We start from the raw sequence: 15,569 nt of genomic DNA on the forward strand, positions 1-15,569 counted from the left end.
AAATTCTCCATCTTTGCCAGTTATACATTGACAAAGGTTCTGTCTTTTTTTACAATTATATCATGAAAACCCTTGAAACAAAAGCCTTATCCGTCTGTTGTGACAAGTAGAAAGAAAATGTTATGTCTGAACGTAGAATCTCTGAAAAATCTCTTGAAAATCTCAGAAAATCAAACCAAGAATCCAATTTATTAACTAGAGAAGCGATCGAAACAGCCCTCTTGCAACTTTTGGAAAAAAAGGACTTGACCAAGATTAGTATTTCTGAATTGGTCAAACGTGCAGGCGTTTCGCGTGCGGCCTTTTACCGTAATTATGATTCCAAAGAGGAAATTTTAGAGAGTGTCTTTAAACGGAGTGTCCACAACATCATGGAACAGTTGCATCATTATGATTTAAAGACAGACCTTTATCTGGTCTGGGTTCACCTTTTCCGCGAAGCAAGAAAGGAGGCCAGAGTGATTCAACTAGCCTTGGATTACCATCTGGAAAAAATCTTTGTCCAAGCTATGCAGGAGTTTCTGGAAAAACACCATGGAAAATCAAAAGGTGTCAGCTCTTATCTTCATTCCTTCTGGAGCTCGGCCATCGTCTCTGTCCTTCTAAAATGGATCAAGGATGGCATGAAGGTACCTGCTGAAAAGATTGCAGATTTAGGTTTACCATTTTTTAAAAAATAGAGAAAAAGGAGAAGAGATATGACTGAAAAAAGACTGGCCTGGGATGAGTATTTTGCAGCCCAAGCCCTACTAATTGCCAATCGTTCCACTTGTAAACGTGCCAAAGTGGGAGCGATTTTGGTAAAGGATAATAAGGTTATTTCCACTGGTTACAATGGTTCGGTGTCAGGTACCGAGCATTGTATTGATCACGAATGTCTGGTCATTGAAGGTCACTGTGTTCGTACCCTTCACGCTGAGGTCAATGCTATCCTTCAAGGTGCCGAACGTGGTGTTCCCAAAGGCTTTACAGCCTATGTGACGCATTTTCCTTGTCTGAATTGCACCAAACAATTGCTTCAGGTTGGTTGCAAGCGCGTGGTTTATATTAACCAGTACCGAATGGATGACTATGCCCAATACCTTTATCAAGAAAAAGGGACAGAATTGACCCATTTACCACTTGAGACAGTGCAGGCAGCTCTTAAAGAGGCAGATCTAATGTAAAAATTATCAAAAATAAATGGTTTAGAAAGATTTTTAAACCGTTTTTTGGTATAATAAGAAGAATAAATTGAAAGAAGGAATTCCAAAAATGGGAAAAATTGAAGTTATTAATCACCCACTGATTCAACACAAATTGTCAATCTTGCGTCGTACAGATACTTCTACAAAAGCTTTTCGTGAGCTAGTAGATGAGATTGCAATGTTGATGGGGTATGAAGTACTTCGTGATCTTCCACTAGAAGATGTGGAAATCGAAACACCAATTACAAAAACAGTTCAAAAACAATTGGCAGGTAAGAAATTGGCCATCGTTCCAATCTTGCGTGCAGGTATCGGGATGGTTGATGGGCTCTTGAGCTTGGTTCCAGCTGCTAAAGTTGGTCACATCGGTATGTACCGTGATGAAGAAACGCTTCAACCAGTTGAGTACCTAGTGAAATTACCTGAAGATATTGACCAACGTCAAATTTTTGTCGTAGACCCAATGTTGGCAACAGGTGGCTCAGCGATCTTGGCTGTTGACTCTCTTAAAAAACGTGGCGCATCAAATATCAAATTTGTCTGTCTTGTATCTGCTCCAGAAGGTGTAAAAGCCCTTCAAGAAGCTCATCCAGATGTAGAAATCTTTACAGCAGCCTTGGATGAACGCTTGAACGAACACGGTTATATCGTTCCAGGTCTTGGAGATGCTGGGGACCGCTTGTTCGGTACGAAATAAGATCGAAAAGAAGATTGACTTGGAAAAGAATTTCCAGTCACGAAAGGAGGTTGAATTTTTGTTTCTGTCTAATGAAAACAGAGCAAAAATTTGACCTTTTTTGACCAATATATTATAATAGTCTTATCTTCAGTCATTTGACCAACAAAATTAAAACTCAAAAGGAGAAATAAATGATTCCTGTAGTTATTGAACAAACAAGTCGTGGAGAACGTTCTTACGATATTTACTCACGTCTTCTCAAAGACCGCATCATCATGCTGACAGGTCCAGTTGAAGACAACATGGCTAACTCTGTTATTGCCCAATTGCTTTTCTTGGATGCCCAAGATAGTACAAAGGATATTTACCTTTATGTCAATACACCTGGTGGTTCTGTTTCAGCTGGTTTGGCAATCGTTGATACTATGAACTTTATCAAGGCAGATGTCCAAACTATCGTTATGGGCATGGCAGCATCTATGGGTACTGTCATCGCATCAAGTGGAGCAAAAGGCAAACGCTTCATGCTTCCCAATGCTGAATACATGATTCACCAACCAATGGGTGGTACAGGTGGTGGTACCCAACAAACCGATATGGCTATCGCTGCAGAACACTTGCTTAAAACTCGTAATACCTTGGAAAAAATCTTGGCTGAAAATTCAGGTCAGTCAATCGAAAAAGTCCACGCAGATGCAGAACGCGATAACTGGATGAGTGCCCAAGAAACACTTGAATATGGCTTTATTGATGAAATTATGGCCAACAATTCATTGAACTAATGATGATAGAAGGCAAACTCGACTGGGTTTGCTTTTTTTGGTATAATAGGGAGAGATTTCTTAGAAAGAGGATTTACCATGTTTGAAAAAGTCAATCGATCTGGCTTGATTATCTATCTTTACTATAATCGTGATGCAAAAAAACTGCAGGATTATGGAGATATTACCTATCATTCCAAGAAGCATCGTTACTTGCAACTTTATGTTTCAACTCAAGAAGTGGAGCAATTAGTCGGGCGCTTGAGCAAGGAAAAGTTTATAAAAAAAGTTAGAGCTTGTCACATTCAAGAGTTGGAGACGCCATTTGTTGGTAATCTTTATCGAGAAGAAAACGTTATCACTGAAAAAAATTAAAAAATGTGTTGACAATTTTCTGATAATTCGGTATATTCTTAACATGCTATTTATTTAAGAAATAAGGAGACAAAAAAGATGAAGAAAAAATTTGCCCTATCGTTTGTGGCGCTTGCAAGTGTAGCACTTCTTGCAGCCTGTGGAGAAGTCAAGTCTGGAGCGTCAAACGCTGCTGGTAACTCAGTAGATGAAAAGACAATCAAAATCGGATTTAACTTTGAAGAAACTGGTGCCGTAGCAGCCTACGGGACATCTGAACAAAAAGGTGCCCAACTTGCCGTTGATGAAATCAATGCAGCAGGTGGTATCGACGGAAAACAAATCGAAGTAGTCGATAAAGATAACAAGTCTGAAACAGCAGAGGCGGCTTCAGTTACAACTAACCTTGTAACCCAATCTAAAGTATCAGCAATCGTAGGACCTGCGACATCTGGTGCAACTGCAGCTGCGGTAGCGAATGCTACAAAAGCAGGTGTTCCATTGATTTCACCAAGTGCGACTCAAGATGGATTGACTAAAGGTCAAGATTACCTCTTTATCGGAACTTTCCAAGATAGCTTCCAAGGAAAAATCATCTCAAACTATGTTTCTGAAAAATTAAACGCTAAGAAAGTTGTCCTTTACACTGATAATGCCAGTGACTATGCTAAAGGTATTGCTAAATCTTTCCGCGAATCATACAAGGGTGAGATCGTTGCAGATGAAACTTTCGTAGCAGGCGACACAGACTTCCAAGCAGCCCTTACAAAAATGAAAGGGAAAGACTTTGATGCAATCGTTCTTCCTGGTTACTACACTGAAGCTGGTAAAATTGTAAACCAAGCTCGTGGTATGGGAATTGACAAACCAATCGTTGGTGGTGATGGATTCAATGGTGAAGAGTTTGTACAACAAGCAACTGCTGAAAAAGCATCAAACATCTACTTTATCTCAGGCTTCTCAACTACTGTAGAAGTTTCAGCTAAAGCCAAAGCCTTCCTTGAAGCTTACCGTGCTAAGTACAATGAAGAGCCTTCAACATTTGCAGCCTTGGCTTATGATTCAGTTCACCTTGTAGCAAACGCAGCAAAAGGTGCTAAAAACTCAGGTGAAATCAAGGATAACCTTGCTAAAACAAAAGACTTTGAAGGTGTAACTGGTAAAACAAGCTTCGATGCAGACCACAACACAGTCAAAACTGCTTACATGATGACTATGAACAATGGTAAGGTTGAAGCAGCAGAGGTTGTAAAACCATAATAGAAAAATGTTGAAATAGGGAATGAGCCTTTGACTCACTCCCTGTTTCGATGTTTAAGAACCTATCAAAAAGTGAGGGAAAACCCTCGAAATTATAAATAGAAAGAGTGAATCTTATGCTCCAACAACTAGTAAATGGTTTGATTCTAGGTAGTGTTTATGCACTGTTAGCTCTAGGGTATACCATGGTTTACGGGATTATCAAGCTCATCAACTTCGCCCATGGTGATATTTATATGATGGGAGCCTTTATCGGTTATTTCTTGATTAATTCTTTTCAAATGAATTTCTTTATAGCGCTTATTGTAGCTATGCTAGCGACAGCCATTCTTGGTGTCGTGATTGAGTTTCTTGCTTACCGACCTTTGCGCCACTCTACTCGTATTGCTGTTTTGATTACGGCTATTGGGGTTTCTTTTCTACTGGAGTATGGCATGGTCTATCTGGTTGGTGCCAATACCCGTGCCTTCCCTCAAGCGATTCAAACAGTTCGCTATGATTTGGGACCAATTAGCTTAACGAATGTACAGTTAATGATTTTGGCGATTTCCTTGATTTTGATGATTTTGTTACAAGTCATTGTCCAAAAGACTAAGATGGGGAAAGCAATGCGTGCAGTATCTGTAGATAGTGATGCGGCACAATTGATGGGGATCAATGTAAACCGTACTATCAGCTTTACCTTTGCTTTGGGTTCAGCTCTTGCGGGTGCGGCAGGTGTTCTGATTGCCCTCTATTATAACTCTCTTGAGCCTTTGATGGGGGTTACTCCAGGTCTTAAGTCTTTCGTTGCCGCAGTACTTGGTGGTATCGGAATCATTCCTGGTGCGGCTCTCGGTGGCTTTGTAATTGGTCTATTGGAAACCTTTGCGACAGCTTTTGGAATGTCAGATTTCCGTGATGCCATTGTTTATGGAATCTTGTTGTTAATCTTGATTGTCCGCCCAGCTGGTATCCTTGGTAAAAATGTGAAAGAGAAGGTGTAAACGATGAAAGAAAATTTAAAAGTTAATATTCTATGGTTACTCCTTTTGTTAGCTGGCTATGGCTTGATTAGTGTACTGGTTTCAGTCGGAGTACTCAACCTATTCTATGTACAGATTTTACAACAAATTGGAATTAATATTATTCTGGCTGTTGGTCTCAACTTAATCGTTGGTTTTTCAGGACAATTTTCACTTGGTCATGCTGGTTTCATGGCGATTGGTGCCTATGCAGCAGCTATTATTGGTTCTAAATCACCAACCTACGGTGCCTTCTTTGGAGCTATGCTTGTAGGTGCTTTACTTTCAGGAGCAGTTGCCTTACTTGTCGGCATTCCAACCTTGCGCTTGAAGGGGGACTATCTTGCGGTAGCGACTCTAGGTGTTTCTGAAATTATCCGTATCTTTATCATCAATGGCGGAAGTCTTACAAATGGTGCGGCAGGTATCTTGGGAATTCCTAACTTTACAACTTGGCAAATGGTATACTTCTTTGTCGTGATTACAACCATTGCAACCTTGAACTTCTTGCGTAGTCCAATTGGTCGTTCAACCCTCTCTGTTCGTGAGGATGAAATCGCTGCTGAGTCAGTTGGGGTTAATACGACTAAGATTAAAATCATCGCCTTCGTATTTGGTGCCATTACTGCAAGTATTGCAGGATCACTTCAGGCAGGATTTATCGGTTCAGTTGTACCAAAAGATTACACCTTTATCAACTCAATCAACGTTTTGATCATTGTAGTATTTGGTGGACTTGGTTCTATTACAGGTGCTATTGTTTCAGCGATTGTTCTGGGAATTTTGAATATGCTTCTCCAAGATGTTGCTAGCGTGCGTATGATTATTTATGCTTTGGCCTTGGTATTGGTAATGATTTTCAGACCAGGTGGACTCCTTGGGACATGGGAATTAAGCCTATCACGTTTCTTTAAAAAATCTAAGAAGGAGGAGCAAAACTAATGGCATTACTTGAAGTAAAACAGTTAACCAAACATTTTGGCGGTCTAACAGCTGTTGGAGATGTGACTCTTGAATTGAACGAAGGGGAATTGGTTGGACTAATCGGTCCAAACGGAGCTGGTAAAACCACTCTTTTCAACCTCTTGACGGGTGTTTATGAACCAAGTGAGGGAACAGTTACCCTTGATGGTCATCTTTTAAATGGGAAGGCACCTTATAAGATTGCTTCTTTGGGACTTGGACGTACTTTTCAAAATATCCGTCTCTTTAAAGATTTAACCGTTTTGGACAATGTTTTGATTGCCTTTGGCAACCATCACAAGCAACATGTTTTTGCTAGTTTCTTACGCTTACCAGCTTTTTACAAGAGTGAAAAAGAATTAAAGGCTAAGGCTTTGGAATTGCTGAAAATCTTTGATTTAGATGGTGATGCAGAAACTCTTGCTAAAAATCTTGCCTACGGACAACAACGTCGTTTGGAAATTGTTCGTGCCCTCGCTACAGAACCTAAAATTCTCTTTTTAGATGAACCAGCCGCAGGTATGAACCCGCAGGAAACAGCAGAATTGACTGAGTTAATTCGTCGTATCAAAGATGAATTTAAGATTACGATCATGCTGATTGAACACGATATGAATCTGGTCATGGAAGTAACAGAACGTATCTACGTACTTGAATACGGTCGTTTGATTGCTCAGGGAACTCCAGACGAAATTAAGACCAATAAACGTGTTATCGAAGCTTATCTAGGAGGTGAAGCCTAATGTCTATGTTAAAAGTTGATAATCTTTCTGTGCATTACGGCATGATCCAAGCAGTCCGTGATGTAAGCTTTGAAGTTAATGAAGGAGAAGTTGTTTCCCTTATTGGTGCCAATGGTGCTGGAAAAACAACCATTCTCCGTACCTTGTCAGGTCTAGTTAGACCAAGTTCAGGAAAGATTGAATTTTTAGGTCAAGAAATCCAAAAAATGCCAGCTCAGAAAATCGTGGCAGGTGGTCTTTCACAAGTACCTGAAGGACGCCACGTCTTCCCTGGCTTGACTGTTATGGAAAATCTAGAAATGGGAGCTTTCTTAAAGAAAAATCGTGAAGAAAATCAAGCTAACTTGAAGAAGGTCTTTTCACGTTTCCCACGTCTTGAAGAACGCAAGAACCAAGATGCAGCTACTCTTTCAGGAGGGGAACAACAAATGCTTGCCATGGGACGCGCTCTAATGTCAACGCCTAAACTTCTTCTCTTAGATGAACCATCAATGGGACTTGCCCCAATCTTTATCCAAGAGATTTTTGATATTATTCAAGATATCCAGAAGCAAGGGACAACAGTCCTCTTGATTGAACAAAATGCCAATAAGGCACTCGCAATCTCTGACCGAGGCTATGTATTGGAAACAGGCAAAATCGTTCTATCAGGAACAGGAAAAGAACTCGCCTCATCAGAAGAAGTCAGAAAAGCATATCTAGGTGGCTAAAACAATCCAGTGGATTGTTTTAGTCGGTAGATGAAGATTACGAAGTAATCTTCATTAATAGTCCGAGGGACCTTTTTAGTCGGCAGATAGAGACTGCGTAAGCAATCATTAGAATCTAGTGGATTGTTTTAGTCGGCAGATGGAGATTGCGAAGCAGTCTTCTCATAGTCTGGGAGACTAGTTTAGGTTGCAAATGAAGATTGCGAAGTAATCATCATTATAGTCCGGGGGACCTTTTTAGTCGGCAGATAGAGATTGCGTGAGCAATCATCAGAATCCAGTGGATTGTTTTAGTCGGTGGATGAGGATTACGAAGTAATCATCATTATAGTCCGGGGGACCTTTTTAGTCGGCAGATAGAGATTGCGTGAGCAATCATCAGAATCCAGTGGATTGTTTTAGTCGGTGGATGAGGATTACGAAGTAATCATCATTATAGTCCGGGGAACCTTTTTAGTCGGCAGATAGAGACTGTGAAGCAATTCTCATCTGCACTGGAAGGTTAGCTCCTAATCATTGAAACAGAACAGAATGAAGTGTGTCTATCCTTCATTCAGAGAGCTCGATTTTAGAGCTCTTTTTGCTAGCTTATTCATACTTTTCTGAATTTTGAAAAAGAAATGTAAGCGTTTGATAGATTTACAAAAAGATTGTATAATAGGGATAAGAATAGAAAAGGAGAAATCTCATGGCAGTTAAAGATTTTATGACCCGCAAGGTAGTTTATATTAGTCCAGATACAACAGTATCTCATGCAGCAGATTTGATGAGAGAGCAAGGATTACACCGCTTGCCTGTTATCGAAAATGATCAATTGGTTGGTTTGGTAACCGAGGGAACTATTGCCCAAGCAAGTCCATCAAAAGCAACAAGTCTTTCTATCTATGAGATGAATTATCTTCTAAATAAGACAAAAGTAAAAGATGTTATGATTCGCGATGTTGTCACTGTTTCAGGCTATGCGAGTCTTGAGGATGCAACTTATTTGATGTTGAAAAATAAGATTGGTATTCTTCCTGTAGTTGATAACCATCAAGTATACGGAGTTATTACTGACCGTGACGTTTTCCAAGCCTTTCTTGAAATTGCTGGCTATGGAGAAGAAGGAATTCGGGTGCGCTTCGTTACAGAAGATGAAGTCGGAGTTCTTGGTAAGATTGTTTCTCTAATCGTTGAAGAAAATTTGAATATCTCACATACAGTAAATATTCCGCGTAAAGATGGTAAGGTGATTATCGAAGTTCAAATCGATGGTTCAGTTGATTTAACAGCCTTAAAGCAAAAATTTGAAGCTGAAAATATTCAAGTAGAAGAGATCAGTCGTACTTCTGCGAAAGTTTTATAAGGAGGGAGGTTGGGCAAAAACTCGCTTCTAAATAAAACCACACAGTGATTCCAGTCTTGAATTCAATCAAGCTGAAAGAAACACTGTGTGGTTTTTGAATAGTGGATGTTTTAGAGGCTAGATTCTTGGCCAATTTATATAGTTGCTTAGTTTTAAATAGGCATGTTATAATAAAGTTATGGCATATAGTACAGATTTTAAACAAGGAGCATTAGATTACATCAAAGAGGGACACAGCCATGTCGAGGCAGCCAAAGTTTTTGAAGTTGGCGTTAGAACTCTCTTTACTTGGGAAAAGAAAGACGTGAACAAGGACACTTAGAGCGGAAAAAGCGAGTCGTCAAAAAGCGAAAGATTCCTTTGGAGGAATTGAAATCCTTTGTAGAGGTTCATCCAGACGCTTTTTTACGGGAAATTGCGGCACATTTTGATTGTGCTGTCCCTTCAGTATGGGCAGCTTTAAAACAGATTAAGGTCACTTTAAAAAAAGACGACTAGCTTTAAGGAACAAAATCCAGAGAAAGTTGCTGAGTTTCTTGATATTTTGAATAGCCTAAAAGATTTACCAGTCGTATATATTAACGAAACAGTAATTGATCGCTACCTCTATCGTCCTTATGCACGGGCTCCTAGAGGGGAGAAAGTCTATGAAAAGATTAGCGAACGGCGTTTTGAGAGGACTTCAATTGTTGCAGGACAAGTAGACGGAGACTTTATAGCTTCCATGATTTATAAGGAGAGCATGACGAGTGACTTCTTTGTAGAGTGGTTCAAAACACAACTCCTGCCTGCTTTGAAGACACCTCATGTCATCGTCATGGACAATGCTAGTTTTCATCCCAAGAACATTTTGGATGAACTTTGCATTCAAGATAAACACTTTTTCTTACCTCTACCACCTTATTCACCAGATTTGAATCCTATTGAGCAAGCTTGGGCTATATTGAAAAAGAAAGTGACGGATTTATTAAGGGAAGTCCCAAATATTTTTGAATGTTTGGAGTGCTTTTTTATAGTAGATTGAAACTGCAATAGTACACAGCGACTGCTAAAACATTTCTAGAAATTAATTTGACTTTCCTAATCAATTTGTTCATATCTCATTTCAATACACTATAAAACTAAATGACTATATAAAAAACGAGCATTTCCGTAGTTGGAGATGCTCGTTTTTTGATAGTTAGAAGTGGGTTTTTGCCCAGCCTCTTTTATCGTTTGTAAAATTCGTGGTATAATATGTATAAATATCGCTAAGGGTATCCTTAGTCTATTGCTTACACAATGAGTAAGGGACTATTGTCCCAGTCTCTTGGTAATTCTTAAACAATACCTTGGGCAATCATGGCATTTGCTACATTTTCAAAGGCAGCAATGTTAGCTCCTGCGAGGTAGTCTTTATCAAGACCATATGTTTCTGAAGTTGTTTTAGCTGTGTTGAAGATGTTTGTCATGATATCTTTGAGACGTCCATCAACTTCTTCACGAGTCCATGAGAGGCGAAGGCTGTTTTGGCTCATTTCGAGGGCTGAAACGGCTACACCACCAGCGTTGGCAGCTTTGGCAGGTCCGTAGAAGATACCATTTTCTTTGTAAACTTTGATGGCATCAAGGTCGCTTGGCATGTTGGCACCTTCAGATACACAGATAACGCCTTGAGCAACCAAACGTTTAGCTGCTTCACCGTTAATTTCGTTTTGAGTAGCACATGGAAGCGCAATATCATAGTTTCCAGCGTAAGTCCATACAGAACCTTCGTGGTAGCTTGCAGTTGCTTTTTCAGCAGCATACTCAGTCAAACGAGCACGACGTTTTTCTTTAACATCTACTAAAAGATCAAAGTCGATACCGTTTTCATCGATGACATAACCATTTGAGTCAGAAACAGAGATAACAGTTGCACCGAGTTCAGTCGCTTTTTGAAGAGCGTATTGGGCAACGTTACCAGAACCTGAAATGACCACTTTCTTACCAGCAAAGCTGTTGCCGTTTGCTTTAAGCATTTCTTCAGTGTAGTAAACCAAACCGTAACCAGTTGCTTCTGGACGAATCAAGCTACCACCAAATCCAAGAGGTTTACCAGTCAAGACACCAGCATCAAATTGGTTAAGGCGTTTGTATTGACCGTAAAGGTAACCAATTTCACGTCCACCAACACCGATATCACCAGCAGGTACGTCAAGTGATGGTCCGATGTGTTTTTGCAATTCAGTCATGAAGCTTTGGCAGAAGCGCATCACTTCAGCATCTGTTTTACCTTTAGGATCGAAGTCTGATCCACCTTTTCCTCCACCGATTGGAAGTCCAGTCAAGACGTTTTTAAAGATTTGTTCAAATCCGAGGAATTTCAAAATCCCTTGGTTTACAGTTGGGTGGAAACGAAGTCCGCCTTTGTATGGTCCAACAGCTGAGTTGAATTGAACACGGTAACCACGGTTTACTTGAATGTTTCCATCACGGTCAACCCAAGGAACACGGAAAGAAATCACGCGCTCTGGCTCAGTAATGCGTGCCAAGATATTTTCTTCGATATACTCAGGATGTTTTTCAAATACAGGTTCCAAAGTGTTGAAAAATTCTTCAACAGCTTGGAGGAATTCAGCCTCGTGCCCGTTACGAGCTTTTACAGTTTCAAACACGCTTTGGATATATTCTTTAGCAGATGTCATATTGTTCTCCTTAAATTCTAATTTAATTATGTGTGTCATTATAGCAGAATTTTTTTTAACTGTAAAGAGAAAAACAAAAATTTTCTAAAAATTCTATCAATTCAGTTCCGGATTTTTCTTTAATTCATAAAATACGAACCTTTTTCTTGGAAATATCTTTCTCAAAGAGAAAATATGAAAATATGGTATAATATTAGCAATAAAAGGAATCTGGAGGATTAGAATCATGGTATCAACGAAAACACAAATTGCTGGTTTTGAGTTTGACAATTGTTTGATGAATGCAGCAGGTGTGGCTTGTATGACGATAGAGGAACTAGAAGGGGTCAAAAACTCAGCAGCAGGTACTTTTGTTACCAAGACTGCGACCTTGGACTTTCGTCAGGGAAATCCTGAGCCACGCTATCAAGATGTTCCACTTGGTTCCATTAACTCTATGGGCTTGCCGAATAATGGCTTAGACTATTATTTGGACTATCTTTTGGATTTGCAGGAAAAAGAGCCAAATCGAACTTTCTTCCTATCTCTAGTCGGTATGTCTCCAGAGGAAACCCATACTATCTTGAAAAAAGTCCAAGAGAGTGAGTTTTGTGGTCTGACTGAGCTAAATCTTTCCTGTCCAAATGTTCCAGGAAAACCTCAGATTGCCTATGATTTTGAGACAACAGATCGGATTTTGGCAGAAGTATTTGCCTACTTTACCAAACCTCTGGGAATTAAATTGCCACCATATTTTGATATTGTTCACTTTGACCAAGCGGCAGCTATTTTCAACAAGTACCCGCTCAAGTTTGTCAACTGTGTTAACTCTATCGGAAACGGCCTTTATATAGAAGATGAGTCTGTCGTTATCCGTCCTAAAAATGGTTTTGGGGGCATTGGTGGGGAGTATATTAAACCAACTGCTTTAGCTAACGTTCACGCCTTCTACCAACGCTTAAATCCTCAAATCCAAATCATCGGAACTGGTGGCGTGTTGACTGGTCGTGATGCCTTTGAACATATCCTCTGTGGAGCAAGTATGGTGCAGGTAGGAACAACCCTTCATAAAGAAGGTGTTGGAGCTTTTGAACGCATTACCAATGAACTGAAAGGAATCATGGTGGAAAAAGGGTACGAGAGCCTAGAAGATTTCCGTGGGAAATTGCGCTATATTGACTAAATTCATTAAAAAATCAGAAGAAAGGAGAGAAGATGCTAGCCATTGAAGAAAGTCAAAAACTGACTCTAGCAAATCTACCGAGCCTGAGCCTTTTTACAGGGACAGACCAGGGTCAGTTTGAAGTTATGAAGAGTCAAGTATTGAAACAGATTGGCTATGATTCTGCTGACCTCAACTTTGCCTACTTTGATATGAAAGAAGTAGTTTACAAGGATGTGGAACTGGAGTTGGTCAGCCTTCCTTTCTTTGCGGATGAGAAAATCGTGATATTGGATCATTTTGTCGATATCACGACTGTTAAAAAGCGCTTTTTGACAGATGATGAGCTCAAGTCATTTGAGGAATACCTTGATAATCCTTCACCAACAACCAAGTTGTTAATCTTTGCAGAAGGAAAAATGGATAGCAAAAGACGGTTGGTTAAATTACTTAAGCGGGATGCCAAGGTCTTTGATGCAGTAGAAGCAAAAGAACAAGAATTGCGCCAGTATTTCCAAAAGTGGAGCCAGAAAGAAGGTCTGCAGTTTGCCAATCATTCTTTTGAAAATCTTCTCGTCAAGTCGGGTTTTCAATTTAGCGAAGTCCAGAAAAATCTCCTCTTTTTACAGTCCTATAAGGAAGACTCTGTTATCGAGGAAGAAGATATTGTCAATGCTATTCCCAAGACCTTGCAGGACAATATTTTTGATTTAACTCAGTTTATTCTGACTAAAAAGATGGATCAGGCGCGCGATTTGGTTAGAGACTTGACCTTGCAAGGTGAAGATGAAATCAAACTGATTGCAGTCATGCTAGGACAATTTCGGACTTTTACTCAGGTGAAAATTTTGTCGGAGTCTGGACAAGCAGAATCTCAGATTGCAAGTAGTTTAGGCAGTTTTCTCGGACGCAATCCCAATCCCTATCAAATCAAGTTTGCGTTGAGGGATTCAAGAGGACTTTCATTGAGCTTTTTGAAGCAAGCTATTTCCTATTTGATTGAGACAGACTATCAGATTAAGACAGGTCTTTATGAAAAAGGTTTCCTTTTTGAAAAGGCACTCTTACAGATTGCTAGTCAGGTAAATTGATATTTTTTTGAAACTACAACCTGCGTCATGACTATCTTGTCGTGGGTTTCTTAGTGATTTGCTTGTTTTATACTCAATGAAAATCAAAGAGCAAACTAGGAAACTAGACGCAGATTGCTCAAAGCACTGCTTTGAGATTGTAGATAAGACTGACGAAGTCAGCTCAAAACACTGTTTTGAGGTTGTGGATAGAACTGACGAAGTCAGTAACCATACGTATGGCAAGGCGACGTTGACGCGGTTTGAAGAGATTTTCGAAGAGTATTATTAGAAAGTATTTCAGTGATTTCTTCATCTATAAGCAAAAAACTTGAAAAAAGTGAATGTTTGCGTTATCATTTTCATATAGAAAGAAAAAGAGGTATTACAGATGGCTATTATCTTACCAGATCTTCCATATGCATACGACGCTTTGGAACCATACATCGATGCGGAAACAATGCACTTGCACCATGACAAACACCATCAAACTTATGTCAACAATGCCAATGCAGCTCTTGAAAAACACCCTGAAATCGGTGAAGACCTTGAAGCCTTGCTTGCTGATGTAGAATCTATTCCAGCTGATATCCGTCAAGCACTTATCAACAACGGTGGTGGACACTTGAACCACGCTCTTTTCTGGGAATTGATGACTCCTGAGAAAACAGCTCCTTCAGCAGAACTTGCAGCAGCAATCGATGCAACATTTGGTTCATTTGAAGAATTTCAAGCAGCCTTCACTGCAGCAGCAACAACTCGTTTCGGTTCTGGATGGGCATGGTTGGTTGTCAACAAAGAAGGTAAACTTGAAGTGACTTCAACAGCAAACCAAGACACACCAATCTCAGAAGGCAAAAAACCAATCTTGGGCTTGGACGTTTGGGAACATGCTTACTACGTGAAATACCGCAACGTGCGTCCTGACTACATCAAAGCTTTCTTCTCAGTGATCAACTGGAATAAAGTAGATGAATTGTACGCAGCAGCTAAATAATGGTATATGGAGGGAAGAATTGTTCTTCTCTTTTTTAGGTTATATGATTCTGGTCTGACAAAATCGTCAGACTTTTTTCATTTTTATGAGAAACGTGCTAACTGCTAGAAATTATGGTAGAATAAAGTATTAAGTAATCGTGGAAAAAGGATATCTATGCGAAAAGAAATTGCACCTGAATTATACAACTATAACAAGTTTCCTGGTCCTGAGTTCCATTTACACGGGGACAAGGTCGAAACGGAAGGGATAGTTTTTTCCTTGGTTGAAAATATCAAGGATGCCTTTGATGTGACGGCTTTTAATCAGCGTTTTTCAGAAGTCTTAACCAAGTTTGATTATATCGTTGGGGACTGGAGTAATGAACAGCTTCGCCTACGAGGTTTTTACAAGGATGACCGAACAGAAGAAAAACTTGAAAAAATCAGTCGTTTACAAGACTACCTTTTAGAGTATTGTAGTTATGGTTGTGCCTATTTTGTCTTAGAAAATGAAGCCCCTAAGCGAGCATCATTTGACAAGAAAATGCGTAAGAAGGAAGAAGAATCGTCTTCTAGAAAAGGAAAGAAACAGGCTCAAACCAAACGAAAACCGAATGCAGATAAGAAAAATAGACGTCGTCAGAAAGACCAGCATTCTCAGAAAGAGGACAAGGGGCAACGTCATTTTGTCATTCGTCAGAAGTGAGT

17 protein-coding genes and 1 pseudogene are annotated in these 15,569 nt (G+C 39.7%); 17 read left to right on the forward strand and 1 reads right to left on the reverse strand.

The window, feature by feature from the left end:
* Positions 1–122 precede the first annotated feature (122 nt).
* The 12 genes and pseudogenes from CJ239_RS04485 to CJ239_RS11855 all read left to right on the forward strand — a co-directional run bounded on the left by CJ239_RS04485 (position 123) and on the right by CJ239_RS11855 (position 10,030).
* Positions 123–680, forward strand: coding sequence for a TetR/AcrR family transcriptional regulator (locus tag CJ239_RS04485; protein WP_102210697.1), 558 nt, complete (start codon positions 123–125; stop codon positions 678–680).
* Positions 681–698: 18 nt separating this feature from the next.
* Positions 699–1,166: a cytidine/deoxycytidylate deaminase family protein gene (locus CJ239_RS04490; protein ID WP_000136973.1), complete on the forward strand. Its 468-nt coding sequence runs from the start codon at positions 699–701 to the stop codon at positions 1,164–1,166.
* 88 nt (positions 1,167–1,254) lie between these two features.
* On the forward strand, positions 1,255–1,884 hold the full coding sequence (gene upp / locus CJ239_RS04495; protein ID WP_000515974.1) for a uracil phosphoribosyltransferase: 630 nt from the start codon (positions 1,255–1,257) through the stop codon (positions 1,882–1,884).
* A gap of 173 nt (positions 1,885–2,057) precedes the next feature.
* Complete coding sequence (clpP, locus tag CJ239_RS04500; RefSeq protein ID WP_000613475.1) at positions 2,058–2,648, forward strand: ATP-dependent Clp protease proteolytic subunit ClpP; 591 nt, start codon at positions 2,058–2,060, stop codon at positions 2,646–2,648.
* A 78-nt stretch (positions 2,649–2,726) separates the two neighbouring features.
* Complete coding sequence (locus tag CJ239_RS04510; RefSeq protein ID WP_102210698.1) at positions 2,727–3,002, forward strand: YlbG family protein; 276 nt, start codon at positions 2,727–2,729, stop codon at positions 3,000–3,002.
* Between the two features lie 78 nt (positions 3,003–3,080).
* Positions 3,081–4,241: an ABC transporter substrate-binding protein gene (locus CJ239_RS04515; RefSeq protein WP_102210699.1), complete on the forward strand. Its 1,161-nt coding sequence runs from the start codon at positions 3,081–3,083 to the stop codon at positions 4,239–4,241.
* A 116-nt stretch (positions 4,242–4,357) separates the two neighbouring features.
* A complete protein-coding gene (locus tag CJ239_RS04520) occupies positions 4,358–5,227 on the forward strand; it encodes a branched-chain amino acid ABC transporter permease (RefSeq protein ID WP_042901218.1) in 870 nt (289 codons plus the stop codon).
* A gap of 3 nt (positions 5,228–5,230) precedes the next feature.
* Entirely contained in the window at positions 5,231–6,187 is a 957-nt protein-coding gene (locus CJ239_RS04525; protein ID WP_000662290.1) for a branched-chain amino acid ABC transporter permease, read from the forward strand.
* Positions 6,187–6,951 (forward strand): ABC transporter ATP-binding protein, encoded by a 765-nt coding sequence (locus tag CJ239_RS04530; RefSeq protein WP_001185995.1) that lies wholly within the window; start codon positions 6,187–6,189, stop codon positions 6,949–6,951. The genes CJ239_RS04525 and CJ239_RS04530 overlap by 1 nt, the downstream gene beginning before the upstream one ends.
* On the forward strand, positions 6,951–7,661 hold the full coding sequence (locus CJ239_RS04535) for an ABC transporter ATP-binding protein (RefSeq protein WP_000062200.1): 711 nt from the start codon (positions 6,951–6,953) through the stop codon (positions 7,659–7,661). The genes CJ239_RS04530 and CJ239_RS04535 overlap by 1 nt, the downstream gene beginning before the upstream one ends.
* A 688-nt stretch (positions 7,662–8,349) precedes the next feature.
* On the forward strand, positions 8,350–9,006 hold the full coding sequence (locus CJ239_RS04540; protein WP_102210700.1) for a CBS domain-containing protein: 657 nt from the start codon (positions 8,350–8,352) through the stop codon (positions 9,004–9,006).
* Positions 9,007–9,184: 178 nt separating this feature from the next.
* Positions 9,185–10,030: pseudogene (locus CJ239_RS11855) on the forward strand (IS630 family transposase).
* A gap of 295 nt (positions 10,031–10,325) precedes the next feature.
* Here the strand turns inward: CJ239_RS11855 and gdhA are convergent.
* On the reverse strand, positions 10,326–11,672 hold the full coding sequence (gdhA, locus tag CJ239_RS04565; protein WP_061088174.1) for an NADP-specific glutamate dehydrogenase: 1,347 nt from the start codon (positions 11,670–11,672) through the stop codon (positions 10,326–10,328).
* A gap of 226 nt (positions 11,673–11,898) precedes the next feature.
* On the opposite strand from gdhA, the gene CJ239_RS04570 reads away from it, so the two are divergent.
* The 5 genes from CJ239_RS04570 (at position 11,899) to CJ239_RS04590 (ending at position 15,567) form a co-directional block, all read left to right on the forward strand.
* Positions 11,899–12,834, forward strand: a complete 936-nt coding sequence (locus tag CJ239_RS04570) for a dihydroorotate oxidase (protein WP_102210704.1) — start codon at positions 11,899–11,901, stop codon at positions 12,832–12,834.
* Positions 12,835–12,866: 32 nt separating this feature from the next.
* Positions 12,867–13,904 (forward strand): DNA polymerase III subunit delta, encoded by a 1,038-nt coding sequence (gene holA / locus CJ239_RS04575; protein ID WP_102210705.1) that lies wholly within the window; start codon positions 12,867–12,869, stop codon positions 13,902–13,904.
* A gap of 76 nt (positions 13,905–13,980) precedes the next feature.
* Entirely contained in the window at positions 13,981–14,175 is a 195-nt protein-coding gene (locus CJ239_RS12115; RefSeq protein ID WP_257994426.1) for a hypothetical protein, read from the forward strand.
* 99 nt (positions 14,176–14,274) lie between these two features.
* On the forward strand, positions 14,275–14,880 hold the full coding sequence (gene sodA, locus CJ239_RS04585) for a superoxide dismutase SodA (protein ID WP_000974733.1): 606 nt from the start codon (positions 14,275–14,277) through the stop codon (positions 14,878–14,880).
* Positions 14,881–15,036: 156 nt separating this feature from the next.
* Entirely contained in the window at positions 15,037–15,567 is a 531-nt protein-coding gene (locus tag CJ239_RS04590) for a YutD family protein (protein WP_102210706.1), read from the forward strand.
* Positions 15,568–15,569 lie beyond the last annotated feature (2 nt).

It is taken from the genome of Streptococcus sp. UMB0029, from assembly GCF_002871495.1.
Taxonomy (GTDB): domain Bacteria; phylum Bacillota; class Bacilli; order Lactobacillales; family Streptococcaceae; genus Streptococcus.